Raw genomic sequence first — 26981 nt, forward strand, 5'->3', positions numbered from 1 at the left:
GGACAACGATGCGCACGACACGCCTGATCTTCAACAAAGCCCGCCTGACCGGCGTTCTGCTGGCGACCCTGGCCGCCCTGGCGCCCAGCCTCGCGCTGGCCGCGCCCACCGAGGGCTGGAAGCTGCGCTACCAGCGCAGCTACAACGGCAAGCCAGTCGAGGGCCAGGACCCGATCTGGGTGTTTGCCGCCAAGGGCGAGGCCTTGATCAGCTCCGAGGCCATCCTGGCCGGCAAGGCCGGTTTTCCCTTCGAGCAGCAGTTCATCAAGCCCGCTGCGCAAGAGCTGCTGCAGCTGGCGCGCCTGAGCCCAGGGGAGGGCATCGCCACCTTGGACCGCGAATCGCTGCCCAAGCAAAGCTATGAGTTCAGCGAGGAGACGCGCACCATCCTTGGCTACCGCTGCAAAAAGGCCAAGACCGTGGTGAACTCCAACACCATCGAGCTTTGGTACACGACCGAGCTGCCCGCGGCCGGCGCGCCCACCGTGCTGGGCCACCAACTGGGCCTGGTGCTGGAGCTGGTGCGCAATGGCAATTTCGTCATCAGCGCCACGCAGATCGAGCCCTTCCAGGGGCTGGACCTGGCTGACATGGCCCAGGGTGGGTCGGCTGAAGCGCCGTCCCTGCTGGATGGCCTCAGCTACAAGGACCGCGTCTGGCGCAGCCGTTTCACGACGATCCCGGTGTTCCAGGACCAGATCGTCAATTTCTCGGGCGAGGACCGCGAGCCACGCGAGGGTGTGACCCGTTATGCCAATGGCACCGTGGTGCTCAAGACCGTGCAGCTGCCCGAGATCGCGCCGGGCAGCCAGGTGTTTGTGGACATGCTGGCCCGCTCCAACGGCGATGCCTACGACCGCACCGGCTCGGTCTTCGTGATCCCGCTGGGCACGGAGAGTTCAGAGAAGAAGGAGGCAGAGAAGGGAAAGAAGGCCACGCGCAACTTCCTGGAAGGTCTGCAGCGCGGCGTGGCCGCCTTGCCGGCCTATCAGAACGGCAATGGCCGGACCTACCGCGGCGTGGTCGCCACCGAGGACTACGCGCCCCTGATCGAGCTGATGCGTTTCTTCACGCCTTTTGGCGTCAAGCACTACAACCACCTGCAGCTCAAGGGCAAGACCTGGCACGAGGCCGCGCCCTACCGCATGGACATCACCGATCTGGCCCAGCGCCTCTCGGGCCAGCAACTGGCCCTGGGCGTGTTCATCGGCAACTACGACAAGGGCGGCCACAAGCTGGACCTCAACCTCACCATCCACCCCAGCGACGCCGCCACCGCCATGTTCTCCAAGCCGGTGAGCCCGAGCACGGGTGCAGCGGCTTCTTCGGCTTCTTCTTCAGCTCCGCGCCTGATCCCGCTGTTCAACACCACCAATGTGATGGAGATGGCCGAGCAGGACTACGCCACCATGTTCGACAAGCCCAAGGGCCTGGAGGTGGATTTCACCCTCGACCGCCCGGTCAAAAACGCCCGCCTGCGCTACATCAGCACCGGCCACGGCGGCTGGACCAATGGCGACGAGTTCGTGCCCAAGAAGAACACCATCCTGCTCAATGGCAAAGAGGTGTTTGCCTTCGTGCCCTGGCGCCAGGACTGCGGCGCTTTTCGCCTCTTCAACCCGGCTTCAGGCAACTTCAACGACGGCCTGTCCTCCTCCGACATCAGCCGCTCTAACTGGTGCCCCGGCACCGCGACCAACCCGATCTACATCGACCTCGGTAACTTGAAAGCCGGACGGCACCGGATGACGGTGCGGATTCCCCAGGGGCCGCGCGAGGGAGCGAGTTTCAGTTCCTGGAATGTGTCGGGGGTGTTGGTGGGGGAGTGAGGCGGCTCATGGCCGGCTTGGTGTGCTCATCGAGTCCGCTTGGGGTCAGGTGTTTCCTTGAAATTTAAGGTCTGACCCCGCGTCGTGTGTGCTGAAATTTGAGGTCTTACCCTGCGGCTTGTGTGAACCCGCGTCTTGTGTACAGGGGTCTCTCTTGCGGGGCGCGCAGAAGCAGTGCGCGTTCGAGCGAGTTCATTGGAGGAGGTTGCGGCATGAAGCCAATTCTTATGGGGCGGGCGCGCCGTGTTCTAAGTAAGGCGCTGCATTTTGTTCGGCCCTGGCGATCAAGGTATTGGCGTATGCGCCCTGGTCTGGTGAACGCATCTTGTATGCGCTTTGGCAGCAGCGTTTGCGCCCTAAACCCTACAGACTCGATCTGCCTAGCTAGCAAGCACCCAGCCATGCCCATGGCGCAAGCGATGCCGGCTTCGGCGAGGATCCCGTCGCGACGGCTTTGGGCTGCCAATAGCACTTGTTTGGCCAGCAATCTCGGTGGCGCTCATGCGTAGGTCGACACTTTGGATCGGCGCTTTGCTGCTCGCCCCGGTGATCTACAACCTGGACGCCATTGCGGGGCAGTGGAAGTTCAAGCAGATGTGCACCAAGGAAGGCGGGCCGAAGTTCTACGCGCCGGTGGAAAAGGATGTGGGGTGGCAGGTGGAGGGGCATGACCAGGAGGACATGGCCCTTCCGTTCGTGTTAGGAAGCGTGGCGTTTGTTCGATTTCAAGACAAACAAGATCAGTGGCATGACGTCCGCGTTGATGGCTGGGTGGGCGCGAATCAGCGGAAGTTCGTCTTCTCACCCGTGGCGCCAGATCATCCAGTTCGATACAAGTATCGAAAGTTCTGGGAACGCATGGCGGATGAGCGCTTCAGCAAATTTCACCTCCAGGTTGTTGACCTCTCCAATGACCATATCGTGGCGAGCTACACAAAAATTTCCTACGCATGGACTAAGCCTGAACGGGTGCTTCTGGCAGCACCCACAGACACGAGTTGCTGGAATCAGCAGGGTGACTTTGACCAGTTCTTCAAACACATTTTCGATCTAGGGAGCAAATGATGACGGTTTTCGATGTGGCACAGAAGGGCTGAGGGTCACAAGATGCTGAGAGGCTGAGGGTTAGGCCTTGAATCTGAAGGCAAGCCCTGACCCTCTGCGCAGCTCAACCCGCCCGTACCCGGTGCTCGTCCGGCGCCATCCCGAAACGCGCCCGGAAGCTGCGGCTCAGATGAGGCTGGTCGAAGAAGCCGCAGTCCTGCGCCACCTCGCTGAAGCTGAGGCGGCTGTGTGCCAGCAGCTTCGCGGCACGCTGCAGGCGGTGCAGGCGGTGCAGGCGGTGCTGGCGCGCGAAGTCGCCCGGTGAGCAGCGGAAATGGCTGCGGAAGGCCCGCGCCAGATAGACGGGGTGCAGGCCCGGCTCTTGCGCCAGCTTGCACAGACCATGGTTGCCCACGATGTACCGGCTGTCATCCCGCAAGGCATCACGGCTTTGCAGCAGCCAGGGCGGCGGGCGGCCGCGCTGGCGCGAGAGGGTCAGGTCTTGCTCAAGCCAGGGCTTGAAGCGGGAGCCCTGACGTTGGGCCTAGCGTGGTGACGCCGAACTTGCGAGCCTGATCCCGGAGGAGGGGTTGCCTGGACTTCACACCTTGGCGAGAAAGGCCGCCGCGTCGTCCGCTTCACAGGGCCAGTCGGCGAAGACCCCGACCAGATTGCATTCCACGCAGTGGCAGCCGATGTAGTACCAGCGCAGCTTGTGGGTGCCCTCGACCACGGAGACGCCGGACATCAGCTCGAACACTTCGTTCTCGCACACGCACTCGTGCGTTTCGGGTGCGGATCCTTCCAGGTGGTCCGCGCTGTCGCCCATCAGGTGCTCCTGGCCGCAGTCGGTGCAGGTGCGGATGGCCACGCCGGCGTCTTCATCGCTCTGCAGCGCGAAGGTCCGGCAGCCGCAGCTGCTGCATTTGGATGCGGCGAAGCGAGTGGCCTCGTGGCGATTCGCGATGCTGTAGCTGCGCAGCTCGGCTTGGGTGTCGCCCGAGGTCGTGCCGTACCAGAACTCGCCTTTTTTCGTCAGTGCCATGGATGTGGCTCCATTCTTCGTTCGTTCATTTACTCAATCATTCATTCAGGATGGGCTGAGCGGCGGGCCTGACGCCCCGTTTGCCCTGATGCGCCGGATTCTGCCTGGAGGCCCGGCGAATCGGCATCCAGGGCCCCCGGGGCGGGTGATTGCCTGGCGATGACGTGTCGCTGGATGAACAAAAAGCTGAAGGCGCAGGCCGCGGCCAGGCCTGCTTGCTCACGAGGCAAGTTCATGCGCCGTCGCCCCTCGCTTGGTCTAAACGCGCTCATCGTGACCCAGCGCTTCGCGCTTGTTTAGTAAACCGCGCTAAAAACACCTGTCTTCCGTCTCTTTGGTTGACGCTCAAAAAAGCGCTGGATATAAACATCACCCATGAACAAAGCCGGGTGAAGTGCCTTCGCCTGAGCCTTGGAAGCGCACGATGATGCGTTTATTAAACCCAAGACCGAGAACACCGGAGACACCGTGTTGCTGCAGATGCTTTCAGAATCGCCACTGTTGGGCTTGTGCGTGCGCCTGCCGCTAGGCTGCACGCCGCCCTGCCAGCCCGGAGTGCCGGCATGAGCGGAAGCGGCAATGGCAGCGGCCAGTCGGTCACCATCCGCGACATCGCGGAAGCCACGGGGCTGTCGATCGGCACCGTGTCGCGGGCGCTGAAGAACCAGGCCGGCATGACCGAGGTGACGCGCAACAAGGTGCGCGAGGCCGCGCTGCGGCTCGGCTATGACCATTCGCAGCTGAAAAAAGGTCGCATCCGGCGCATCGCGTTTTTGCTGCACAGCCAGCACAACACGCTGGCGTCCAGCCCCTTCTTCTCGCCGGTGCTGCATGGCGCCGAGGCGGCCTGCCGGCGCGAGGGGATTGCGCTGTCCTTCATCGTGGTGGGCCCGGCGGAGCCAGTGCTGGAGCAGGTGCGGGTGCATGCGCCCGATGCGATTTTGTGTGCGGGCTTTTTTGAGCCCGAGGTGCTGAGCGCGCTGATGCTGACGGGCAAGCCCATGGTGCTGGTGGACATGCACCGCCGCGGCTTCAGCTCCATCAACCCGGACAACGCCCTGGGCGGCTACCTGGCCACCCGCCATCTGCTGCGCAGCGGCAAGCGGCGCATCGCCATGCTCTCGGGCTCCCTGGCCCACTACAGCATTCAGCAGCGCAACCGCGGTTTCCGCCGCGCGCTGTTCGATGCCAAGGTGCACGCCGACCCCGACCTCGAGGTCATCGTGCCCACCATGGGCGAGGGTGACGAGGGCGTGGTCGAAGCCATGCGCAGCCTGCTCAAGCTGCCGAAGCCGCCCGATGCCGTGTTTTGCTACAACGACAGCACCGCCCTGGTGGCGATGAAGGCCTGTCTGAACGAGGGCTTGAAGGTTCCGTACGACATCATGGTCGTCGGCTTCGACGACATCAGCAGCGCGGCCGTGGCCGTGCCGCCGCTGAGCACGGTGCACGTGGACAAAGAGGCGCTGGGTGCCTCGGGCGTGGAGCTTTTGCTGCGCCTCAAACCCGATGAACCCCCTGCCGAACTGGTTCTGCCGGTCCAGATGATCGTGCGGGAGAGCAGCAGTGACGATTGACCGACGGATGAGTCATTCAAGGCAATCGACACGAGCCCCATTCGCTCAAAGCGCCTAACTCTAATTTTCCTCACCATGTCCAATCTCCCCGACTTTCGCTCTCGGGCGGTGCTGCTCGCCCATGCGCAGCACAGCATGAGCTTCTACCACCCGCGCTGCATCGACTGGAGCGGTGGCATGTACCACTTCTTCAAGGACGACGGCAGCGTCTACGACTCAGAGCAGCGCCATCTGGTCAGCAGCACGCGCTTCGTCTTCACCTACGCCATGGCCTACCGCCACTTCGGCCAGCCCGAGTACCTGGACGGCCTGCGCCATGCGCTGAGCTTCTTGCGCGAGGCGCACCGCGACACCGAGTTTGGTGGCTACAGCTGGCTGTTGCGCTGCCGCAGTGGCGGTCGTGAAGTGGCGGATGGCACCCAGCATGCCTACGGCCAAGCCTTTGTGCTGCTGGCCTACTCGCATGCGCTGATGGCCGGGCTGGAAGAGGCGCGGCCCTGGGTGGCCGAGACCTTCGAGCTGATGGAGCGCAGTTTCTGGGAGCCCGAGGCCGGCCTCTACGCCGACGAAGCCAGCCGCGACTGGAGCGAGCGCTCCAGCTACCGCGGCCAGAACGCGAACATGCACGCCTGTGAGGCGCTGCTGGCCGCTTACCGTGCCACGGGCGAAACGCGTTATCTGGAGCGTGCCTACACCGTGGCCTTCAACATCACCCAGCGCCAGGCCCGGCGCTGCGGCGGCCTGATCTGGGAGCACTACGACAGCAACTGGCAGCCTGACTGGCAGTTCAACATCAATGACCCAGCCAATCTGTTCCGGCCCTGGGGCTACCAGCCCGGCCATTTCACCGAATGGGCCAAGCTGTTGCTGCAGCTGGAGTCGCTGGGCGGCGTGCTGGAGTGTGACCTCAGCTGGGCCCTGCCCACGGCCGAGCGCCTGTTCAAGGTGGCGGTGGAGAAGGGCTGGCATGCCGAGCATGGCGGCCTGTGCTATTCCATCTCGCCCGAGCTGGAAATCTGCGACGCGGACAAGTACTTCTGGGTCCAGGCCGAGAGCGCGGCGGCCGCCGCCATGCTGGCACAGCGCACGAATCATCCTTTCTACTGGGACTGGTACGAGCGCCTCTGGGCCTACAGCTGGACGCATTTTGTCGACCACGAGCATGGCGCCTGGTGGCGCATCCTCGATGCGCAGAACCGCAAGTACAGCGACGAAAAGAGCCCGGCCGGCAAGGTGGACTATCACACCATGGGCGCTTGCTACGACATCGTGGCGGTACTGGACGCCGCATCGGCTGAGGGCTCTGGTCATGCATGACGCACCGCTGATGCTCTGCGCCGGCGAGGCGCTGACCGACATGATCCACCAGGGCGATGGCCAATGGCAGGCCCGGGTGGGCGGCTCCACCTGGAATGTGGCGCGCGCGCTGGCGGCGCTGGGTGAGCGCACGGCCTTTGCCGGCGCCATCAGTGCCGACCGCTTTGGCGATGATCTCTGGGCCGCCAGCGAGGCCGTGGGGCTGGACATGCGTCTGCTGCAGCGCGTGCCGCGCTCGCCGCTGCTGGCCATGGTGGAGCAGGGCGAGCCACCGCGCTACTTCTTCATCGGCGACGACAGCGCCGACCTCTATTTCGACCCCGCGGCCCTGCCCGAGGGCTGGTCACGCAAGCTGCGCTGGGCGCATTTCGGCGGCATCAGCCTGGCGCGCGAGCCCCTGGCCGGCCGACTGGTCGCCCTGGCCGAGTTTTTGAAAGAGCAGGGCGTGGCCATCAGCTACGACCCGAACTTCCGCAAGGTGATGGACGAAGGCTACACGCCGACGCTTCACCGCATGGCCACTGTCGCCGACCTGATCAAGGTCTCGGACGACGACCTGCGCGGCCTGTTCCCCGGCCTGGAACTGGACGCGGCGCTGCAGCGCCTGCGCGCGCTGAACCCGGATGCGCTGTGCCTGCTGACCCGCGGTGGCCATGGTGCCAGCCTCTACCGTGGCGACGAGTGCGTGGACGCCATAGCCCCGGCCGTGGCCGTGGTGGACACGGTGGGCGCGGGCGATGCCAGCGCCGCCGGCTTGCTCCACAGCCTCAGCCGCCACCCCGATCGCCCTTTGCAAGCCCATCTGCACGCGGCCCTGGCCGCCGGCTCCGCCGCCTGTCTGCAGGCAGGCGCCACCCCACCGACACCGCTGGCCATGGGCCGGCTGTTCGATCAGCTTCAAGAAAAGGTTTCCTCATGAGTCAGCGTTTCTTGTCATCCGTTTCCTCTTCCTCCACTTGGTCTCCCGCGCGCCGCGCGCTCAGCGGCCTGTGCCTGGCTGCCGTGGCCACCCTGGCGCAAGCGGCTCCGCTGCCCTCGCTCAAGCCGGTCAGCGAGGCCGAATCGGCCCAGCTGGCCCAGCGCGTCAAGGAAGAAACCCGCCACGCCTGGCGCGGCTACAAGCAGTACGCCTGGGGCCAGGACGCCCTCAAGCCCCTGAGTAAGAGCAGCCACAACTGGTACAAGAGCTCGCTGCTGATGACCCCGGTCGATGCGCTGAGCACCTTGCTGGTGATGGGCCTGAAGGAAGAGTCCGACGAAGCGCGCGAGCTGATCGCCAGCCAGCTGAACTTTGACCAGGACCTCTCGGTGCAGAACTTCGAGATCACCATCCGCCTGCTCGGCGGCCTGGTCTCGGCCTACCAGCTCAGCGGCGATGCCCGATTGCTGGCCAAGGCAGAAGACCTGGGCAAGCGCCTGCTGCCGGTGTTCGATTCGCCCACCGGCTTGCCCTACACCCATGTCAATCTGCGCACGGGTCTGGTCAGCGGCACGATCAGCAACCCGGCCGAAACCGGCACGCTGATCATCGAGTTCGGCATGCTGAGCAAGCTGACCGGCCAGCCGATCTATTTTGAGAAAGCCAAGCGCGCCCTGGTGGAAACCTACCGCCGTGCCTCACCGGACGGTGTGGTCGGCTCGGCCATCAATGTCGAGACCGGTCGCTGGGAGCGCACGGACGCCCACATTGGCGGCGGCATCGATTCTTACTACGAGTACCTGTACAAATGCTGGCGCCTGTTCGGTGACAGCGAGTGCAAGGCCATGTGGGACCACAGCATTGCCGGCGTCAACAAGGTGCTGGGCGACGAAACCAAGACCGGCTTCTGGTACGGCCACGCCGACATGAAGACCGGCCGCCGCACCAAGACGCAGTACGGCGCGCTGGATGCTTTCATGCCGGCCCTGCTGGCCATCGGCGGTGACCTCAAGCGCGCGCGCAAGCTGCAGGAATCGAACCTGCGCATGTGGCGCCTGCACGGCATCGAACCCGAGTCCATGGACTACAAGACCATGAAGGTGCTGTCGCCCGAGTACGCGCTGCGCCCCGAGATCGTCGAGTCGGCCTACTACCTGCATCAACTCACCGGCGACAAGCGCTACCGCGCCATGGGCCGCGAGTTCTTCGAGGACTTCGTGCGCCACTGCCGCACGGAAGCGGGCTATGCGGCGCTCAAGGATGTACGCACCAAGGTGCATGAAGACTCGATGGAAAGCTTCCTTTTCGCCGAGACCTTCAAGTACTTCTACCTGCTGTTCTCGCCGAAATCGGTGCTGGACTTTGACGCCGTGACCTTCAACACCGAAGCCCACCCGATGCGCCTGTCGGCGCCGGTGCAGGCGCCGGCGGCCGCGCGCTGATCGCGCACCCAGGAGCGCAAACAGATGGCCACCTTCCACCCCCTCAGAACCCGCGGCCTTGCGACGCTGGGCTTGCTGGCCGGTTTCTACCTGCTGCCAGCGACCGTGCCGCAGGCCGAGGCGGCCCCGCTCAGCGCGGGCAGCATGCCGGTCAACACCTTCATCGGCACCCAGGACGACGGCAACACCTTCCCCGGTGCGTCGGCGCCCTTCGGCATGATCCAGGTCAGCCCGACCGGTGAGCATTACGCCGGTTGGCGCTACAACGACACGCGCATCCGCGGCTTCGGCCATTCCTATCTGTCAGGCGCGGGCTGTTGGGAGCAGGGTGGGCAGCTCTCGGTGTTGCCGGTCACGGGGCGCATCGCCCCGGGCGGTGATTTCGACACGGCCAAGGTCGGCAGCTTCGATCACAAGCGCTACGCCGCCGAGTACACGCATGCGGGCGAAGTGGGCCAGGCAGGTTACTACAAGGTTCAGCTGACCAGCTACGGCGGCATCACCGCCGAAGCCACGGCCCTGACCCGCGCGGCGGCCGAGCGCTACAGCTTTGCCGCCGGCGCGCCCACCGGCCATGTGCTGGTCAACCTCGGCCAGGCCAACGAGAAGCACTCGGTGGTCGGCAGCGAGCTGCGCGTGGGGGACGATCAGCGCAGCATCGAAGGCAAGATCACGACCAAGAGTTTTTGCGGCGGCGCTCAGTACACCACCTGGTTCCGCATGGTCTTCGACCGGCCCTTTGTGGCCCATGGCATCTGGGACGGCGCCGGCGCCTGGCCGGGCGCCAAGGGCCCCAGCCACCAAGGCGAAGCGCGCCCCCACGGCGCTTGGCTGAGCTTTGATCTGCAAGGCGGCAAGTCGGCGGTGACGGCGGTCAGCGCCATCTCGCATGTCGATGCCGAAGGTGCCCGCATCAATCTGCGCGCCGAGGGCCTGGCCCCGGGCGGCGAGCCGCTGAGCTTCGACGCCATGCGTGCCAGGGCCGAGGCCAACTGGCAGCGCGAGCTGAGCAGCGTGCGCATCGAAGGCGGCAGCGTGGACGACCGCACCGTGTTCTACACCGCGCTGTACCACTCGCTCTTGCAGCCCCTGACCGGCAGCGATGCCGACGGCCGCTACCGTGGCTATGACGACGGCGTCCACACCGCCAAGCACCAAGGCAAGGACTGGACCTACTACGAGTTCTTCTCGCTCTGGGACACCTACCGCACGCAGAACCAACTCCTGGCGCTGTTGCGCCCGGAGCGCGCGCGCGACATCGCCTACTCGGTGCTGAAAATCCGCGAGCAGGGCGGCTGGCTGCCGCGCTGGGGCTATGCCAACTTCGAGACCAATATCATGACGGGCGACCCGGTGACGCCCTTCCTGGTGGACCTGTGGCGCCTGGGCGCGCTCAAGGGCCGCGAACGTGAGGCCTATGCCGCCCTGCGTGAAAACGCCTTTGGCGTGCCGCCGCACCGCCTCCGCGCGCAGGGCCGGGCGGGCAACCCCAGCTATCTGAGCCAAGGCTTTGTGCAGTACGACCGCGGCTTTGTCTCCAAAGGCATGGATGTGGACCCGCACCACGGCGCCTCGTCGACGCTGGAGTACGCCCTGGCCGATGGCGCCTTGGCCCAGATGGCGCAGGCCCTGGGCCACAAGCAGGATGCCAAGCTGCTGGCCCAGCGCGCCCTGAACTGGCGCCGCATCTGGGACGAAAGCGTGCTTGACGCGGCCACCAGTCAGCGCGGCTTCCCGCGCCCGCGCCGGCCGGACGGCAGCTGGTTCACCGAGCTCAATGGCGGCTATGACCCGCGCTCCGAGCGCGGCTTCCACGAGGGCACGGCCTGGCAATACCAATGGCTGGTGCCGCAGGACATCCCCGGCCTGGTCGCGGCCATGGGCGGCCAGCCCCAGGCAGCGCAGCGCCTTGACCACTTCTTCGACTACCCAGCCCTGCTCGCCGACCCGGCGGCCGCGGTGCGCAAGTCCTGGGTGGTGGGGCCCTACAGCTATTACAGCCAGTTCCGATACAACCCCAACAACGAGCCCGATCTGCATGCGCCCTGGGTCTACACCCTGATCGGCCAGCCCTGGAAGACGGCCACCGTGTTGCGCGCCGCCGAGACCCTGTTCGGCAACGCGCCCAACGGCGTGACCGGCAATGACGATCTGGGCACCATGTCGGCCTGGTATCTGTTCAGCGCCCTGGGGCTTTACCCCGACATGCCGGGCAGCGGCCGCTTTTTGCTGCATGCGCCGCGCTTCGCCCGCGCCGAGATCGACCTGGGTACGGGACGCACCCTGCGCATCGAAGCGCCGGAGGCGAAGCCGGGCGAGCGGCGCTTTGTGGAGTCCGTCAACTGGGCGGGTCGCGCACACCATCCGGTATGGCTCTCATGGGAAGCCCTGCAGTCGGGTGCTACCCTGAGCTTCAAGCTGAGCCCGCAGCCCGACCCACAAGGTTGGGGCACCCGGGCGCGCGACCTGCCGCATGCACCAGCCGGCTTGGCGCACTGAGGGCCTGCCCCGCAGCCCGCCGACCTTGTTCACGAACAACTTAGAAACACAACTGGAGACAAAGCACATGGCAAACATGGCACACCACACGGCGCCGGGCGCGCCGCAGGCCGATGGCGGCGGGGCGCGGGCCGAGGGGCACACCAGTGCCCTCGTCATCGTCACCCTGCTGTTCTTCATGTGGGGCTTGATCACCTCGCTGAACGACGTGCTGATCCCGCACCTCAAGGCCATTTACACGCTCAGCTATGTCGAGGCCATGCTGGTGCAGTTCTGCTTCTTCGGCGCCTACTTCATCGTCTCGCTGCCGGCGGGTGCGCTGATTCGGCGCATCGGTTACCAGAAAGGCGCCGTGGCCGGCCTCTTGATTGCCGCCATGGGCTGCTTGCTGTTCTACCCCGCTTCTTTTGGCGGTTATGGACTGTTCCTGTTCGCCTTCTTCGTGCTGGCTTCTGGTATCACCGTGCTGCAGGTCGCGGCCAACCCCTATGTGACCGTGCTCGGCCCGCCGCGCACGGCCTCCAGCCGGCTGACGCTGACCCAGGCCTTCAATTCCCTGGGCACCACCATCGGCCCGGCCGTGGGCGGCATGCTGATTCTGACGGCGGCCGGCGCGGCCATCGGCACGGCGGCCGATGCGGCGACCGTGCGCGGCCCCTATCTGGCGCTGGCCGGCGCGCTGGCCTTGCTGGCCGTGCTGTTCTGGGCCGCCAAACTGCCCAAGATCGTGGACGATGAAACCGTGCAGAGCCGCAGCCAGAGCCAAGGCTCGGTTTGGGCGCATCGGCCCCTGGTGCTGGGCGCGATCGGTATCTTTCTGTATGTCGGCGCGGAAGTCAGCATCGGCAGCTTCCTGGTCAACTTCCTGGGCGAAGCTCATATCGCCGGCCTGTCGCATGCCGACGCGGCCACCTACGTCAGCGTCTACTGGGGTGGCGCCATGGTCGGCCGCTTCATTGGCTTTGCAGTGATGCGCACGGTCAGCCCGGGCAAGACCCTGGCCTTCAACTCGCTGGCGGCCATCGCCCTGGTACTGGCGGCCGTGTTCGGCAAAGGCAGCGTGGCCATGTGGGCCATCCTGGCCGTGGGCCTGTGCAACTCCATCATGTTCCCGACCATCTTCAGCATGGCGCTGAACGGCCTGGGCAAGCACACCGGCCAGGGCTCGGGCATTCTGTGCATGGCCATCGTCGGCGGTGCCCTGGTGCCGTTCGCACAAGGCGCCATGGCCGACGCCATGGGCGTGCAACTGTCTTTCCTGCTGCCCGCGGCTTGCTATGTCTTCATCCTTTACTTCGGCGCCAAGTATGCGGCGATGTATGGGGGGAAGTGAGTGAGTGGGTGAACAGGTGAACAGGTGAATGGTGAATGGTGAATGGTGAATGGTGAATGGTGAATGGGTGAGGATGGGGTGTTTGCCGTGTTGAAGCGTATCCACCATGTGGCCATCATTTGCTCGGACTACCCGGTCTCGAAGCGCTTCTATACCGAGTGCCTCGGCCTGCGCGTGCTGGCCGAGAACTTCCGCCCGGAGCGCCAGTCCTACAAGCTCAATCTGGCCTTGCCCGACGGAGGCCAGATCGAGCTGTTCTCCATGCCGGGCGCGCCGCCGCGCCCGTCCTACCCGGAGGCGCAGGGCCTGCGCCATCTGGCCTTCGAGGTGGAAGACATCGAGGCCTGCCGGGCTGCGCTGCAGGCGCAGGGCATCGCCGTCGAGGCGATCCGGCTGGACCCCTACACTGAGCGCCGCTTCGTCTTCTTCGCCGACCCCGATGGCCTGCCGCTGGAGTTGTACGAGCAGGCGAACGGCGCGCGCTCAGGCTGAGGCCAGCGGGCCGAGCTTGGCCTTGGCCTCCGCCTGGCGCGCCAGCTCACGTTCCGCCGCTGTGGCGTAGTGGCGGTCCCAATGCTGCAACTTCGGCGCCATCAAGTGGTGCCAGAGCGGCGGGATCAGGGCCACGACGATGGTGCTGAGGTAGCCGCTGATCATGGTGGGCGCCTCGGGGTAGGGTTGCAGGGCGTGGAAAGGCACTTCGCCCTGGGCATGGTGGTGCGAGTGGCGGCTCAGATTGAACATCGACCAGGAGCTGATGCGCTTGTTGGTGTTCCAGGAGTGGTGCGGCTGCACCGGCGTGGCGGGGTCGCGCACGATGCCGTAGTGCTCCATATAGTTGACGATCTCCAGCAGCGCCTTGCCCCAGAGCGCGCACAGCACGAAGAAGCCCGCCGCGGCCGCGCCACCCAAGCCCCAGGCCAGCAGCACCAGGCCCAGGCTCATCAGATGCCCGCGAATCACCGCGTTATGCAGGCCGAACACTGGCCGGCCGCGGCGGCGCAGGCTGCGCCGCTCGATCTTCCAGGCGCTGACATTGCCCTTGATCGTGGAGCTCAGGATGTGGCGGTAAACGTTGCGCCCGCGCGGCGCCGTTGCCGGGTCCTCCAGCGTGGCGACATAGCGGTGGTGGCCGTAGACATGCTCGATGGAAAACACGGTGTCGAAGCTGAAGGCCAGCAACCATCGGCCCAGCAGCATCGAAATCGGGTCCCAGCTGCGGTGGGTCAGCTCATGGGCCGTGATGGTGCCCACCAGGCCGATCAGCAAGCCGGTGAGGACAAAGGCCGAGACATGGTGGCCCCAGGCGGTGGCCGCGCGCGCGGCCAGCAGGTCGTGCCCGCTCCAGGCGCTGGCCCAGGCGCCAAAGCCCAGGGGGTCGCCGTTGGACACGCCCCAGACGGCGATGAACACGATCAACATCAAGAGCGGCAAGGCCAGCCAGAGTTGCAGGGTCAGCAGGCCGGGGTGGCGGTACTCGGGCGTGCGGAGGTCGTCGCCACACAGGGCGTCGCCCACCGTGTAGAGCAGCAGCACGGCCAGCAGGCAGGCGCTGATCCAGGCGCCGCCCGCCGCCAGCGCGGCCGCTGAGCTCAGGCCGACGCCATGGAAGAGGGCGAACTTCAGGTAGTCCAGCGGATGCGCGGGCTGGCGCGGCAGCGGTGCGGGTTTGCCGCTAGGCGCCGGCGATTCATGCCCGCTGATGAAGCGGTCGGCATGGATCTGATCGGCCGGCAGTCCCAGCTCGAGCAAGCGGCTCTGCGCCGCATCGACCATGGCCGGGGGGCCGCAGAGGTAGGCCTGGGCGCCTGCGCTCAGGTGCTCGGCCAGCAAGTCGGTGACATGGCCGCGCGCGCCCTGCCAGGTGCTGTCGGGGTCCGCTCCGGACAGCACGGGCACGAAGCGGAACTCGGCCGGCCATTGCCGGGCCAGGGCTTCGATCTCGTCCAGTGCGTACAAGTCGCTGGCGCTGCGGGCCCCGAAGAGCAGGTGGGCGGGCCGGCGCAGGCCTTGGGCGAGGGCGTCTTTCAGGATGGCCAGCACGGGCGCCAAGCCGCTGCCGGCGGCCACCATCAGCAAGGGTGCGGTGTCCGAGGCGCGCAGGGTGAAGTCGCCCAGCGGGCCTTCGAGCTGCAGCGTTTCGCCGCGCAGGTCCTGCCCGTGGACCCGGCTTGAGAACGCGCCGCCCGGCAACTGGCGCACGAAGAACTCGACGCTGTTGTCCGGGCTGCAGGGCTCGGCGAAGGAGTAGTTGCGGCGCACGCCGGGCAGGCTGTTCAGCGTGAGCGCGGCGTATTGCCCGGCCTGGTAGGGCAGCGGGCTGTGCAGCTGCACGCGCAGCCGGGTGATGTCGGCCGTCAGACGCTGCTGGCCGATGATGGTGCCGCTGACCTGGAACGGCCGTGATGCTGCTGTTTGCGGCAGGTCCACGGCGATGCGCACATCGCTGAGCGGCCGGCTCTGGCACGCCAGGATCATGCCGGCGTCCAGCTCCGCGTCGCTGAGCAGATAGCTGGTGTCGCGGCGCTGCTCGACCTGGCCTTCAAGCAGCCGGCATTTGCAGCTGGCGCAGCCGCCGACCCGGCAGCTGTTGGGGAAGTCCAGCCCCTCGCGCAGGGCGGCTTGCAGCAAGGTCTCGTCGCCAGCGACGCGGATCCGCTGCGCATTGATCAGGGCGCTGTGGGCTTCTCTTGAGGACATGGCGGGTGCAGTCTGCGCGCAGGGTCTGCGGCTTGTGCCTCGATGCTAGAAACTCTGGCGCCCTCTGCACAGGTCGCGCTTTGACAATCGGAGGTCATTTTTTGACATAGGGCGATCCGGGCTAGAGTTCGCCGCATGACGCCGCCCTCGCCGAACATCCAGCTGCAGTCGCTCTACATCCGCCAGATCGCCGACCATGTGGCGGCGGTCGGTGGCGATGTGGCGGCCTGGTTGGCGCAAGGCGGCTTGCGGCTCGAGCAGCTGGAGGGAGCCTTGCCCGAGCTGCCCATGGATGCCCTGACCCGCTTGATCGACGGCGCCCTGGCGCTCACGCGCGAGCCCGCCCTGGGCTTGCTGGTCGGCGAGCGGCTGCGCGTGAACACCCTGGGCGTGCTGGGCTTTGCGGCCATGAGCGGGGCGACGCTGCGCCAGGTGATCGAGCTGCTGGTGCGTTACATCGGCTTGCGCACCTCGCTGGTGTCTTTGGCCGTGAAGGTGCATCGGCAGGAGTTGCGCTTGGTGATCCTGGAGCCTGTGGCCCTGGGCCGCATCCGCCGGCCGGTGCTGGAGGCGGTGATCCTGGCGCTGAAGCATGCGCTGGAGGCGGGGGCTCCGGGCCGCGCCGTGATCAGCCGCGCTGCCTTCGCGCTGCCGGCGCCGGCTTACGCTGATTTTGCGCAGCAGCTGCTGCGCTGCGAGCTGAGCTGGAACTGCGCCTGGAGCGGCCTGGCCCTGCCGCTGGCGCAGGCCGATGTGCCGCTGAGCGCCGCCGATGCGGCCGCGTTTGCGCAGGCCGAGCACTTGTGCGAGGCCGAGCTGCGCCGCCTCGCGCCACAGCAAAGCACCACGGCGCGCGTGCAGCGCCTGCTGCTGGAGGCGAGTGGCACGCCGCCCTCGCTGAGCCGGGTGGCGCGCCAGCTGCACCTGGGGCCGCGCACCTTGCACCGCCGCCTGCTGGACGAAGGCCGCAGCTTCCGGGAGATCAGCGACGAGCTGCGCCACCGGCTGGCGATCGAGCATCTGCAGCGCGGCCAGCTGAGCGTGCAGGAGGTGGCGTTCGCACTGGGCTACACCGACCTCGCCAATTTCCGCCGCGCCTTCCGGCGCTGGCAAGGCATGTCGCCCACTGACTACCGTGCCGCTTGCCGCGCTGGCTTCACTGGCGCTGCATCGTGATGCGCGCCGGGCCTTGCACCAGGGTGGCGCTGGCGGCCTGACCGTCGGCGGGCTCGAACAGCAGGGTGGCGTCGACCGTGGTGGTGTAGAGCTCGCGCGGTCCGGCGGCCTTCAGCACCAGGGCCGGCTGACCGGGCGCCTGCCCCATCAGCTGGCCTTGCTCGCCCAGATAGACCTTGATCCGAAACTGCGGGCTCAGGTACTCGCCCAGCAGCGCTTGTTTCTGGGCCTCGCTGAGCACCAGATCGGCCCGCTGCGGCAGATCGCCGTTGCGCGTCCACAGCTCGCCTTCACCGTCGCCTTCCGCGAAGAAGCGCAGACCGCTGATCCTGTGCTCGGCGTCGCGCTCGAAGGCGATCTGTGCCGGGCCGGACGTGGCGATGAAGCGCGTCGGGCCGACCGGGGCGAGTGCCTGTACGGTGCCACCGTTGCGCTGGCTGGTCAGCGCGCCGTCCACGACACGCAGCCTGCGGCTGTCCTTGCCTTGGGTGTAGACGCCCTCGAAGGCCTTGAGCTGTGTCGGGGCCAGCGTGACGGTCGCGGGTTTGGGGAAGGGCTTGCCGGCGGCAAAAGCGGCCAGTTGGCGAGCGATGGCATCGAGGTTCATGCCGCCGTCGGCATTGCGCAGCAGGGCCACGGTGATGCGCTGGGCCGGCAGGTATTGCAGCATCGAGCTGAAGCCATGGATGCCGCCGCCGTGCTGAATCAGGCGTTCGCCGCGCAGGCTGTCGATGGTCAGGCCGTAGCCGTATTTGGAGGCCACCGCCGCGCCTTCGGGCGTGGTCATGCGCAGGTAGCTGGTGGGCTTCAGGAAGGCGCCCTCGTGCAGCAGCTGGTTCCAGCGCCACAGCGACTGCAGATCGCCGACCAGGGCGCCGGCCGCGTGCGGCTGGCTCATGCTGATCAGGCCGGCCGGCGCAAATTTGCCGCCTTCGCCGCGGGTGTAGCCGGCCACGTGGCCGGGGATCAGGCGTTCAGGCGCGGGGTAGAACACCGGCGTCTTCAGGGCACTCAAGCCTTCCCACCAGGGCTTGCCGGTGATGGCCTCGATGACCGCCCCGACCAGCACATAGCCCGAGTTGTTGTAGGCCCAGGCGCTGCCCGGCGCGAAGTCGACCGGCTGGTCCTGGAATTCCTTGACCAGCTCGGCCGTGCTCAGGTCGCGCCGGACCGGGTTCCCCATATAGCCGGCGATGCCGGTGTAGCTCTTCATGCCACCGGTGTGGTTCAGCAGCATGCTCAGGGTGATGGCCTGGCCATTGGGGTACTGGGGCAGGTATTTGGACAGGGGATCGTCCAGCTTGGCCCGGCCCTCGTCCACCAGCTTGAGCAACAAGGCCGCGGCGAACTGCTTGGTCACCGAACCCAGGCGGAAGCGCTGCTCCGGACCCAGAGGCACACCCAGCTCCAGGCTGGCCGCGCCGCGCGCGGTTTGCACCAGCAGCTGATCGCCGCGGGCCACCAGCACGGCCACGCCCGGCCCCTGGGGGGTGATGTTCTCGCGGTCCAGCAGTTCCTGCGTGAATCGACTGACCGCGGCTGCGTCGGGCAGGGCTTGCGCGAACGCGGCCAGAGGGGTCAGCAAGGAGGCGGCAATAGCGCTGGCAATAGCGCCGGAATTCAGCGCATGGCGCAAGGGCAGTGGCAACATGGGGCAGGCCTGAAGTCGAGCAAGCCGCGATTCTTGCCGACATCACTCACGCTGGGTCGATGCATGCGACAGGCTGCATGAGCGCCATGACGGACGGCACCGGTCCGGGGCGCAGCAGGGATCAGGGCCTGACTCGCCTAGCGGCAGAGTGGCACGCGCACCTGAATCTGGTGCCGCCCGTCCGGGCGATCGAAGCTCAGCTCGCCCTGCAAACGCAGCACGGTTTGCTGCGCAATGGCCAGGCCCAGGCCGAAGCCCGGCAGATTGCGGCTGGCGTCGCCGCGCGCGAAGGCCTCCAGCAGGTGTTTGCCGCCGTCTTGCGGCAGGCCCGGGCCATGGTCGCTGACGATCAGCAGGGCCGACTCGGCGTCTTGCCGGATCTCCACCAGGACTGGTGGCCGACCATGTTTGAGCGCGTTGTCGACCAGGTTGATGATCAGGCGCTCAACCAGCAGCCCGTGGGCATTCTGCAGGCACAAGCTGGGTGGCGCGCGCAGGGCCAGCTCCGCCTCCGGCCGGTCGAAAGCAGCCACGGCACGGCGCGCCGCCGCGGCCAGATCGACCTGCTCGCTGAGCTCGACGACACCGGCGCGTATGAACTCGATGAAGCTGGCCGTGAGGCGGTCCGCATTGTCGACATTGCGGGTGATGGCCGAGACTCCAAGCGCGTTCTCGGCCGTTTCCGGCAGCATCTCGGCGGCCAGCCGGATGCGGCTCAGCGGGCTGCGCAGGTCATGGGAGACCCCCGCCAGCAGCAGCGCGCGCTCGCGCTCATTGCGCTGCAAGCGCTCGGCCAGCAGACGGTAGGCCCGGTCGATCTCGATCAGCTCGGGCGGCGCCTGGCTGGTCAGCAAGGTGCTGGGCCCCTCCGATCCTTGGATGCCGGCATGTGCATGGGCATGCATGCGCTCCTGCAGCTGGGACAGCGGGCGGGTGATGCGGCGGGCAATGCTGCGACTGACCAGGGCCAGCACCGCGCTCAGCAGCAGGACGGCCACGGTCATGCGCGGCGCCCAGTGTGGAAACAGGCTCGGTGCATAGCCGCTCAACCAGACGGGCTCGGCGCCCTCGACCTTGGCATGCACCCACAAGGTCGATTGCGTGCCCTGGAGGCTGATCCAGACCTCATCGGCGGTGACGCCCTGCAACTGCAGCTCGCGGGAAAAATCGAGCACGGCGGGCATGGTGCTCACGTTCAGCTTGAACCCCTCCGGCAGGGAGGCATGGCGGCGTATGCCCTCGACCACGCCGTAAGCCGGCATGCGGGCGTCGGCCGGCATGCGCGCGGCCAGTGCCAGCTTTGGCGCCAGCATGTGTGCATATTGCGGCGCCATCAGCTGATTGCGCTCCACCACCAGCAGCGCGCCGAACACCAGCAAGGCCGAGCCCACCAGCAGCACCTGCGCCAGCAGCAGGCGCAGGAACAGGGAGTCAAAGCGTTTTGGAATCATCGGCCGGTGCGTCGCCTTCTGCCGCCTCCCGCGGCACAAATGCATAGCCCTCGCCGCGCACGGTCTCGATCCAGTCACGGCCCGGCAGAGCCTGGGCCAGGCGCCGCCTCAGCCGGCCGACCTGGACATCGACCGTGCGGTCCTGCGGCCGGTAGGCGCTGGCCTGCACGGCATCACTGAGCTGCTGGCGCGACACCGCCTGGCCCGGTGTCCGTGCCAGCACCAGCAGCAGCTTGAACTCGATGCCAGTCAGAGGCACTTCCAAGCCATTCACCCGCAGTTCCCGGCTCACCAGATTCACGCTCAGGCTGCCGAACTGCAGCTCGGTCTGGGCCGGCGCTGGCGCCGGGGCGGGCTGCTGGCGGCGCAGCAAGGCGCGCACGCGCGCCACCAGCTCGCGCTTCTCGAAGGGCTTGGGCAGGTAGTCGTCGGCGCCCAGTTCCAGCCCGAGCACCCGGTCGAAAGGGTCGCCGCGCGCGGTCAGCATCAAGATGCCGAGCGCTGGGTGAGCGCTGCGCCAGCGGCGGCAGAGGTCCATGCCGCTGGCGTCGGGCAGCATGACGTCGAGCAGCACCAGCTGCGGCAGCTCCGCCGCCAGGCTGCGCTCGGCCTGCTCGGCACTCAGCACGCTCTTCACGGCCCAGCCTTCGGCTTGCAGCAGCTGCACCAGCATGCCGGCCAGTTCGGCGTCGTCATCCACGATGAGTACTTCGGTCTTGGACATCTTGAGGCGGCTCGGGGCCGAGCGCAGGGAATGCGGGCTGGGGCGCGGATCGTAAGTCATCCAGCGGCGGCCAGACCGCCCCGGCTGTGCGACATTTTGGCCATGATTGTGACGGCGCTGACGCAATAGGCCGCCGCCCCATGCGCGGCCAGGCCTGCGCCGACTGCCGGCCCGCTGCACACGACTTCCGCCCCCCGCCCTGCCCAGGCTCGGTCAGGGCCGCAGTGCCCGGCTGTCCTCGCCGTTTGTCGCTTCGTCGCTGCAAACGCGGGCTTCGTCCAAAGCGGGCAGACGCGTGGTGCATGGCTGCGTAACTTGGCCGCTCCGACTCGAAATTTCATTGGCAGTCGGCGTCGCCCAAGGAGTCTTCCATGAAGCACCTCAATCCATTCGCGTTCCCCCTTGCCCACGCCGTCGCCCACGCCGTCGCCCACGCCGTCGCCCACGCCGCGCCGGCCGCCTTGGTTCTGGCCCTGCTGGCGGCGCCGTTCACGGCCCATGCGGCCGTGGCGCCCGGTGCTGCCGCCTGTCCGGCGGCGCGCGAGCAGTTGCCCGAGCTGCTGGCCAGCAGCATGCAGCGCATAGACCGCGAGGCCGAGCTGCGGGCCGAATTTGAGGTTGATGCGGGTGGGCGCGTGCGCCCGATTTCGGTCACCGGTGCGCCGCGTTATCACAGCCCGGTGCGCCTGGCCCTGAGCTCGCTCGAATGCCATGGCGGGGCGCCTCAGCGTTATGTCGTGAACATCCGATTTTCTGGCTGGGTGCCTGGGGCGGGCGGCACGGTCCCGCTGAGCGAGTCAGATCGGTCGACCAAGTAGGCGGCCGGCATCAGCGCCAGGTCTTGCGCAGCTCCGGCAGTTCGACATTGCGTTGCGGGAACGGCGCCAGCACATCGCAATGGCGCTGCCGTTCGCCCATGCGGCTGACCCGCACGCGACCTTCCCACTCGCAGCGGCGATCCCGGCAGCGGTAGCGCCAGACGGGGCTGAACAGGCTCAGCAAGCGATCCATGCTGCGCCGGCTGATGCGGTGAACCACACCGTGGCAGCGGGGGCAATGCCAGGCGGCATGCTCAGTGAAAGCGTCGTTCTTGCCTGCGTATGTCATGGTGAGACTCCTCTTGTGACCGGCACATGACGGGGCGGTTCGTGGTGAGACTAGAGCGGACGGTAGCGCTCGGGCTGCTTTCGATCTGTGCGATATGGCACAGTGGGCCGAGGCACTATTCCCGGTGCCCGGCCGGTCCGGTGCTGTCCGAAAGACCGCACCGATCGCGTTGCCGGTAGCCGGTGGGCATTCGCCGCGCCCCGCATTGGCGTATCGTGCTGCGTATGAATGGCAAGACCTGTCCCCCACCATGAGCGCACATCCGACCGGCTTTCGCGGCAACAAGGCGGCGCTGCCCAGCAAGCCTTGTGTGGCCTGCGGCCGCCCCATGAGCTGGCGGCGCAGCTGGGCCAAGAACTGGGACGAGGTCAAGTACTGCTCTGAGCGCTGCAGGCGTGCCGCGCCCAAAGCCGGCTGACAAGGGCTGGGCGATGCATCAGGAGAACTCCATGCCCTTGTTTCAGAAGCTCCCCGGTTTCCAGCGGGCTGCCCCTGGCCTCGAGCAACGCATCTGGCGGCGCCTGCCCGGTCTGCTGCTCTGGGGCACGGCTCTGCCATTGCTGGCTTGTGCTTGCCTGTGGATGGCCACGCATATGGAGGCAGGCGCTGGGGCTGAACGGGCGCTGAGCCTGTGGATGTATGGCTTGCTCGGCTTCATCATGTTGCACTGGAGCTTGTGGATCGCCTTGGCCCTGGGCTGCTTCATCGTCAGGGTCATGAAGGGCCCGGCTTATGTGGCCGATGCCTACCCGCTGCCCGAAGGCCCAGGCCTGCGCCCCCAAGACTGAGGGCCGAACCGGCCTTGGGCGGCGAGAATGCCGCCCATGCAAGCGCTCCTTCACGCCATCGCGCAGATGGCTTCTCTGTCCAGCGAGGCCCTGCGCCTCTTCCATGGCCGTGGCGGCCTCCACCCCGGCTGCGAGCAATGGTCGCTCGACCTGTTCCCGCCGGTCTTTGTGCTGACCAGCTTTGCGCCGGCCAGCGAGGCCGAGCTGGCCGCTGTGCACGCGGCCCTGGCCGAACGCGTGGCGGCTCTCGCGCCCGGCCAGGCCCTCAACTGGGTCTACCAATGCCGCCATGAAGGGCAGCTGGAGACGCGGCTGATGGCCGGCGCCGTGCCTGAGCCGCATGAAGTCAGCGAGCAGGGCGCGCGCTACCGGGTCCATGTGCTCAAGGGGCAGAACCATGGCCTGTTCCTGGACATGGCCGAGGGTCGGCGTTGGGTGCGTGAGCATGTCGCCGGCCTGGCCCAGCCCGAGCGGCTCCGCGTGCTCAATCTGTTCGCCTACAGCTGCGCCTTCTCGGTGGTGGCCTTGCAGGCCGGCGCTGGCCAGGTGGTCAATGTCGACATGAGCGCCGGTGCCCTGGCGACCGGGCGGCAGAACCATGCGCTCAACGGCCTCAAGTCCGGCGCCAGCTTTCTGGCTCACGACATCTTCAATTCCTGGGGCAAGATCGGCCGCAGCGGGCCCTATGGCCTGATCATCCTCGACCCGCCGAGCTACCAGAAGGGCAGCTTTGTCGCGAGCAAGGACTATGCGCGTCTGATGCGGCGCCTGCCCGAGCTGCTGCTGCCCGGCGGCCATGCCCTGCTGTGCCTGAACACGCCCAAGCTCGGCGTCGCCTTCTTGCAGGATCAGATGGCCGAGCTGGCGCCCGAGCTGAGCCTGGTGCAGCGCCTGGCCAATCCACCGGCCTTCGCCGATGTGGACGAGGACCGCTCGCTCAAGGTCTTGCTCTACCGCCGCGGCGACTGAAGCGCTGTCTCGGGCGGGGCCAGCAGGGCCAGCAGCCAATGGCCGGGTGGCTGATCCGCCGAGGCACTGGCATGCAAGACCTGGCTCGCTTGGCCTGGGCTCGGCAAGAGCTCCAGAACGCAGACCTCGGCGGGGGCCGGGCCCGCGGCGCCGACCTGCAGCAGCAAGGCTTGCAGTGCTTGCGCTCCGGATGGCGTCAGAAGGCTGCTCAGCGTGCGGCCCCACAAGGTGGCAACCGCTGCGCCGAGCAGATGTGCGGCGGCGCTGTTGAGCTCGGTGATCCGGCCGCTGGCGTCGAGGCTGAGGCAGCCCAGCGGCGCGCGCTCCAGGCGTTCGATCTGGCGCTGCAGGGCTTGCTCAAGCTCGATCTGGGTGCGCTGCAATTCCTCCTGCTGCAGTTCCAGCTCCACCTGGTGCACTTGCAGCTCATGGAGCAAGGCCAGGGCGTCGCCTGCGGTGGCCGGCGAGGCCGCCAAGCGGTAGAGCACGGCCAAGGCCTCGGCGGTGCTGCGCGCCGGCGGCAAACCCGGGGCGGCCCGCAGCTGGGCCTGGGCGCGCAGACGCAGCTTGCCGTTGGGGTCGAGGGCGGTGGCGGCTGGGGTCATGGCGGCTCCGGGAGTGAGTGGGAGAAAAACGTGGGGAGCGAGTGCAGCGCGGGTCGCCGCCTCGCCGTTCAGGCCTTGCGCAGGCGCGCTTCCAGCGCTTTGGCGGCGGTGATGTCGATCAGGGTGATGACCACGCCTTGGATCACATTGGAGAGCGTTCGGTAGGGCTTGATGCGCACCTGGAAGCACAGTCCGTCGGTGGTGTGGATCTCTTTTTCACTGAAGCTCAGGCTGCGCAGGGTTTCCTGCGCGTCGGCATGCAGCTCGGGGTAGATCAGGGTGCTGGCCAGATCGGTCAAGGGCCGGCCGACATCGCTGGGGCGCAGGTGCACGATGCGCGTGATCTGATCGGTGTAGCGCCGCACATGGAGTTGGCTGTCCAGGAACAAGGTGGCGATGTCGGTGCTGTTGAGCAGGTTCTGCATATCGCTCTGCGCCAGGGCCAGGTCGTCGAGCTTGGTCTGCAGTTCTCCGTTCAGGGTCTGCAGCTCCTCGTTCATGGACTGCGATTCTTCCTTGGATGTGGTCAGCTCCTCATTGGCCGATTGCAGCTCCTCGTTGGTGGACTGCAGTTCCTCATTGGCCGCCTGGAGCTCCTCCGCGGCCGCGCCCATTTCCTGGCGCAGGGCATGGATCTCTTCGCGGCAGCGTTCCAGGTCGGCGATGGCGCCGGCATCGGCGGCGCTGCTGGCCTTGCGCCGGCTGCGCGTCGGCGCGGCCCGTTCGCGGAACACCACCATCACCATGCCAGCCAGCGAACTCGGCTCGCGCATGTACTTGAGGGTCAGCTCCAGGCGGGTCGGCGAGGGCGGGTCCAGCTCCAAGCCGGGCAGTTCAATGCTGCCATTCCTGTCCTGCAAGAGCTGACGCAGCGCCGCGGCCAACTGGCTGCGGATGGCCGGGTGGGCCATGACATGGATGTTCCAGTTGGCCTTGCCCGCCGCGGGCTCCAGGAAGCGGCCGACCCGGCCGTTGATGAAGACCACATCGCCCTGCGCATTGACCAGCACCGCGGCGGGCGAGAACTCCTGCAGCAAGGCTTGTTCGGCATGGGCCTGCAGCTGGGTGGACGGGACGGCCGATTGGGACACGGGGAACTCCTTGGGAGGGCGATTGGGCTGGGCGCGCGGGTTGATGGGGAAGTCCACCGTGCTGGCGCCCACGGCCAGGCCGCTGCGCCAGAAGATCCTGGATTTCAAGCTCAGCGGCGTGAACAAGGCCTGGGCGCTACCGACGGTCTCGGCCGCGCCCAGCAGCAGCGCGCCGCCGGGGCGCAGGCTGTAGCTGAACAACGGCAGCAGCCGGCGCTGCAGGCCGGCGTTGAAATAGATCATCAGGTTGCGGCAGGAGAGCAGGTCCAGCTTGGTGAAGGGCGGGTCCTGGATCACATCGTGCTGGGCGAACAGCACCATCTCGCGGATCTGCTTGTTGATCAGGTAGCCGTCCGCTTGGGGGCTGAAGTAACGCGCCAACAGCGCGGGGTCCATATCGCCGGCGATCTTGGCCGGGTAGAAGCCGCGCCGGGCCAGGGCGATGGCGTCGCCGCTGAGGTCGCTGGCGAAGATCTGCAGGCTGAGGCCTTGGTGTTCGGGTCGCTGCGCCAGCGCTTCCTGGAACAGGATGGCCAGGCTGTAAGCCTCCTCGCCGGTCGAACAGCCGACCACCCAGGCGCGCAGGCGGCTGCCTGGTTCGCTGCGCTCGAGCAAGGTCGGCAAGACCTTCTGCGCCAGCTCCAACCAGGTGTCGGGGTCGCGGAAGAACTGGGTCACGCCGATCAGCATCTCTTTGAACAGCAGGTCCAACTCCTGCGGGTTCTGGCGCAGGAACTCGGCATAGGCCGATGCTGTGGCCAGGCCGTGCACGCCCATGCGGCGCTGGATGCGCCGGCCCAGGGTGCTGGGCTTGTAGTCCGAGAGGTCGTGTTTGCAATGCGCACGCAGCAGTCCGACGATGGCCGGCAAGGCGGCGTCCTCATCGAGCAGCGCCTCGCCCTCTGGCGCGTTCACCGAGCTGTCGGGTGCTGTGGCCTGGCGCTTCGCTTGCGCGCGCTGGGCCAGCGCTTGCAGCAGGCGTTCCGGCAGTTCATGGGCGGGTGCGACGATGTCGACGCAGCCGCTGGCGATGGCGCTTCGCGGCATGGAGTCGAACTGTGCGTTTTCCGGCGTCTGCGCCAGGGTCAGCCCGCCGCTGGCGCGCAGGGCCTGCAGGCCCAGGCTGCCGTCGATGCCCATGCCCGATAGCAGCACGCCGCAAGCGCGCGCACCGAGATCTTCGGCCATGGACAGCAGCAGGTCGATGGGCAGGCGCTGACCGCGGGGCTGGGCCGGCGGTGCCAGGCGCAGCAGGCCGCCGGCCACGGTCAGCTCGGCATTGGGCGGAATCACATAGACCGCATCGGCACGCGGACTCAGGCCGTCGCTGGCGTCCTGGACCGGCAGGGCGGTGACGCGCTGCAGCAGCTGGGCCAGCATGGGCTTGTGATCGGGGTCGAGATGCTGGACCACCAGATAGACCAGGCCGCTGTTCGCCGGCACCTGGGCCAGAAAGTCTTGCAGGGCGACCAAGCCGCCGGCCGAGGCGCCCAGCGCCACCATGGCCGGCCCGGCGCCCGGGCTCTCGTGAGGGGGCGGGCAGGGAGGGGCGGGCGTGGGCATGCCGGATTATGGGGGGGCGGGGCCGGGGCGTCGCGCAGGCACCGGCTGCGCGGGCGCCTGGGGCCTGTTGCGCCAGCAATCCGGAAAAGCGCGCATTTCTGCCGCCGAAGCTGCCGCAAGCTGCGGCTAGAATACAAGCCGACTTGGTGCA

23 protein-coding genes are annotated in these 26981 nt (G+C 67.1%); 14 read left to right on the plus strand and 9 right to left on the minus strand.

The features are described 5' to 3' along the window. Positions 1–8: 8 nt before the first annotated feature. Positions 9–1829, plus strand: a complete 1821-nt coding sequence (locus tag ACQY39_RS06860) for a PNGase F N-terminal domain-containing protein (protein ID WP_428504660.1) — start codon at positions 9–11, stop codon at positions 1827–1829. Between the two features lie 531 nt (positions 1830–2360). Continuing rightward, on the plus strand, positions 2361–2894 hold the full coding sequence (locus ACQY39_RS06865; protein WP_428504662.1) for a hypothetical protein: 534 nt from the start codon (positions 2361–2363) through the stop codon (positions 2892–2894). Between the two features lie 103 nt (positions 2895–2997). On the opposite strand, the gene ACQY39_RS06870 is transcribed toward ACQY39_RS06865, so the two are convergent. Together ACQY39_RS06870 and ACQY39_RS06875 are read right to left on the minus strand one after the other, a co-directional pair. Continuing rightward, positions 2998–3312 carry a helix-turn-helix transcriptional regulator gene (locus tag ACQY39_RS06870; protein WP_428504664.1) on the minus strand — a complete coding sequence of 105 codons (315 nt, stop codon included), beginning with the start codon at positions 3310–3312 and terminating at the stop codon, positions 2998–3000. A gap of 162 nt (positions 3313–3474) precedes the next feature. Further along, positions 3475–3918 (minus strand): hypothetical protein, encoded by a 444-nt coding sequence (locus ACQY39_RS06875; protein ID WP_428504666.1) that lies wholly within the window; start codon positions 3916–3918, stop codon positions 3475–3477. A 563-nt stretch (positions 3919–4481) separates the two neighbouring features. Between ACQY39_RS06875 and ACQY39_RS06880 the strand changes: the two genes are divergently transcribed. The 7 genes from ACQY39_RS06880 to gloA2 all read left to right on the plus strand — a co-directional run bounded on the left by ACQY39_RS06880 (position 4482) and on the right by gloA2 (position 13497). Then, entirely contained in the window at positions 4482–5495 is a 1014-nt protein-coding gene (locus tag ACQY39_RS06880) for a LacI family DNA-binding transcriptional regulator (protein WP_428504667.1), read from the plus strand. Between the two features lie 75 nt (positions 5496–5570). Next, complete coding sequence (locus ACQY39_RS06885) at positions 5571–6812, plus strand: AGE family epimerase/isomerase (RefSeq protein WP_428504669.1); 1242 nt, start codon at positions 5571–5573, stop codon at positions 6810–6812. Continuing rightward, complete coding sequence (locus tag ACQY39_RS06890) at positions 6805–7731, plus strand: carbohydrate kinase family protein (protein WP_428504671.1); 927 nt, start codon at positions 6805–6807, stop codon at positions 7729–7731. The genes ACQY39_RS06885 and ACQY39_RS06890 overlap by 8 nt, the downstream gene beginning before the upstream one ends. Beyond that, positions 7728–9173, plus strand: a complete 1446-nt coding sequence (locus ACQY39_RS06895; protein WP_428504673.1) for a glycoside hydrolase family 47 protein — start codon at positions 7728–7730, stop codon at positions 9171–9173. Before ACQY39_RS06890 ends, ACQY39_RS06895 begins: the two co-directional genes overlap by 4 nt. A gap of 24 nt (positions 9174–9197) precedes the next feature. Next, positions 9198–11672, plus strand: a complete 2475-nt coding sequence (locus tag ACQY39_RS06900; RefSeq protein WP_428504675.1) for a GH92 family glycosyl hydrolase — start codon at positions 9198–9200, stop codon at positions 11670–11672. A gap of 67 nt (positions 11673–11739) precedes the next feature. After that, positions 11740–13005, plus strand: coding sequence for a sugar MFS transporter (locus ACQY39_RS06905; protein ID WP_428504677.1), 1266 nt, complete (start codon positions 11740–11742; stop codon positions 13003–13005). A gap of 87 nt (positions 13006–13092) precedes the next feature. Beyond that, positions 13093–13497: an SMU1112c/YaeR family gloxylase I-like metalloprotein gene (gene gloA2, locus ACQY39_RS06910; protein WP_428504679.1), complete on the plus strand. Its 405-nt coding sequence runs from the start codon at positions 13093–13095 to the stop codon at positions 13495–13497. Here gloA2 and ACQY39_RS06915 read toward each other — a convergent pair. Beyond that, on the minus strand, positions 13489–15705 hold the full coding sequence (locus tag ACQY39_RS06915; protein WP_428504681.1) for a fatty acid desaturase: 2217 nt from the start codon (positions 15703–15705) through the stop codon (positions 13489–13491). The two genes, gloA2 and ACQY39_RS06915, sit on opposite strands and share 9 nt — an antisense overlap. 135 nt (positions 15706–15840) lie before the next feature. On the opposite strand from ACQY39_RS06915, the gene ACQY39_RS06920 reads away from it, so the two are divergent. Beyond that, on the plus strand, positions 15841–16881 hold the full coding sequence (locus tag ACQY39_RS06920; protein ID WP_428504683.1) for an AraC family transcriptional regulator: 1041 nt from the start codon (positions 15841–15843) through the stop codon (positions 16879–16881). Here ACQY39_RS06920 and ACQY39_RS06925 read toward each other — a convergent pair. The 3 genes from ACQY39_RS06925 to ACQY39_RS06935 all read right to left on the minus strand — a co-directional run bounded on the left by ACQY39_RS06925 (position 16862) and on the right by ACQY39_RS06935 (position 20767). Next, positions 16862–18532 (minus strand): serine hydrolase domain-containing protein, encoded by a 1671-nt coding sequence (locus ACQY39_RS06925; protein ID WP_428504684.1) that lies wholly within the window; start codon positions 18530–18532, stop codon positions 16862–16864. The two genes, ACQY39_RS06920 and ACQY39_RS06925, sit on opposite strands and share 20 nt — an antisense overlap. A gap of 137 nt (positions 18533–18669) precedes the next feature. Continuing rightward, on the minus strand, positions 18670–19983 hold the full coding sequence (locus tag ACQY39_RS06930) for an ATP-binding protein (RefSeq protein ID WP_428504686.1): 1314 nt from the start codon (positions 19981–19983) through the stop codon (positions 18670–18672). Beyond that, positions 19964–20767 (minus strand): response regulator transcription factor, encoded by an 804-nt coding sequence (locus tag ACQY39_RS06935; RefSeq protein WP_428504688.1) that lies wholly within the window; start codon positions 20765–20767, stop codon positions 19964–19966. The genes ACQY39_RS06930 and ACQY39_RS06935 overlap by 20 nt, the downstream gene beginning before the upstream one ends. Positions 20768–21078: 311 nt before the next feature. Here ACQY39_RS06935 and ACQY39_RS06940 point away from each other — a divergent pair, with 311 nt between their 5' ends. Beyond that, a complete protein-coding gene (locus ACQY39_RS06940; protein ID WP_428504690.1) occupies positions 21079–21525 on the plus strand; it encodes a hypothetical protein in 447 nt (148 codons plus the stop codon). Positions 21526–21535: 10 nt separating this feature from the next. Here the strand turns inward: ACQY39_RS06940 and ACQY39_RS06945 are convergent, their stop codons facing one another. Next, complete coding sequence (locus ACQY39_RS06945; RefSeq protein WP_428504692.1) at positions 21536–21814, minus strand: hypothetical protein; 279 nt, start codon at positions 21812–21814, stop codon at positions 21536–21538. Between the two features lie 250 nt (positions 21815–22064). Here ACQY39_RS06945 and ACQY39_RS06950 point away from each other — a divergent pair, with 250 nt between their 5' ends. From ACQY39_RS06950 to ACQY39_RS06960, 3 genes are read left to right on the plus strand one after another with little or no spacing between them, the layout of a single operon-like run. Then, the gene (locus tag ACQY39_RS06950) at positions 22065–22232 is read left to right on the plus strand and encodes a DUF2256 domain-containing protein (RefSeq protein ID WP_428504694.1); all 168 of its coding nucleotides are present in this window, start codon (positions 22065–22067) and stop codon (positions 22230–22232) included. A 31-nt stretch (positions 22233–22263) separates the two neighbouring features. After that, positions 22264–22602, plus strand: coding sequence for a hypothetical protein (locus tag ACQY39_RS06955; protein ID WP_428504696.1), 339 nt, complete (start codon positions 22264–22266; stop codon positions 22600–22602). Positions 22603–22638: 36 nt separating this feature from the next. Continuing rightward, positions 22639–23571 carry a class I SAM-dependent methyltransferase gene (locus ACQY39_RS06960; RefSeq protein ID WP_428504698.1) on the plus strand — a complete coding sequence of 311 codons (933 nt, stop codon included), beginning with the start codon at positions 22639–22641 and terminating at the stop codon, positions 23569–23571. Here ACQY39_RS06960 and ACQY39_RS06965 read toward each other — a convergent pair. Together ACQY39_RS06965 and ACQY39_RS06970 are read right to left on the minus strand one after the other, a co-directional pair. Continuing rightward, positions 23553–24176: a PAS domain-containing protein gene (locus ACQY39_RS06965; RefSeq protein ID WP_428504700.1), complete on the minus strand. Its 624-nt coding sequence runs from the start codon at positions 24174–24176 to the stop codon at positions 23553–23555. The two genes, ACQY39_RS06960 and ACQY39_RS06965, sit on opposite strands and share 19 nt — an antisense overlap. A 68-nt stretch (positions 24177–24244) precedes the next feature. Then, entirely contained in the window at positions 24245–26830 is a 2586-nt protein-coding gene (locus ACQY39_RS06970) for a chemotaxis protein CheB (RefSeq protein ID WP_428504702.1), read from the minus strand. Positions 26831–26981: the final 151 nt, after the last annotated feature.

Origin of the sequence: Roseateles sp. (assembly GCF_965262435.1) — a bacterium.
In the GTDB taxonomy this organism is placed as follows: Bacteria; Pseudomonadota; Gammaproteobacteria; order Burkholderiales; family Burkholderiaceae_C; genus Paucibacter_A.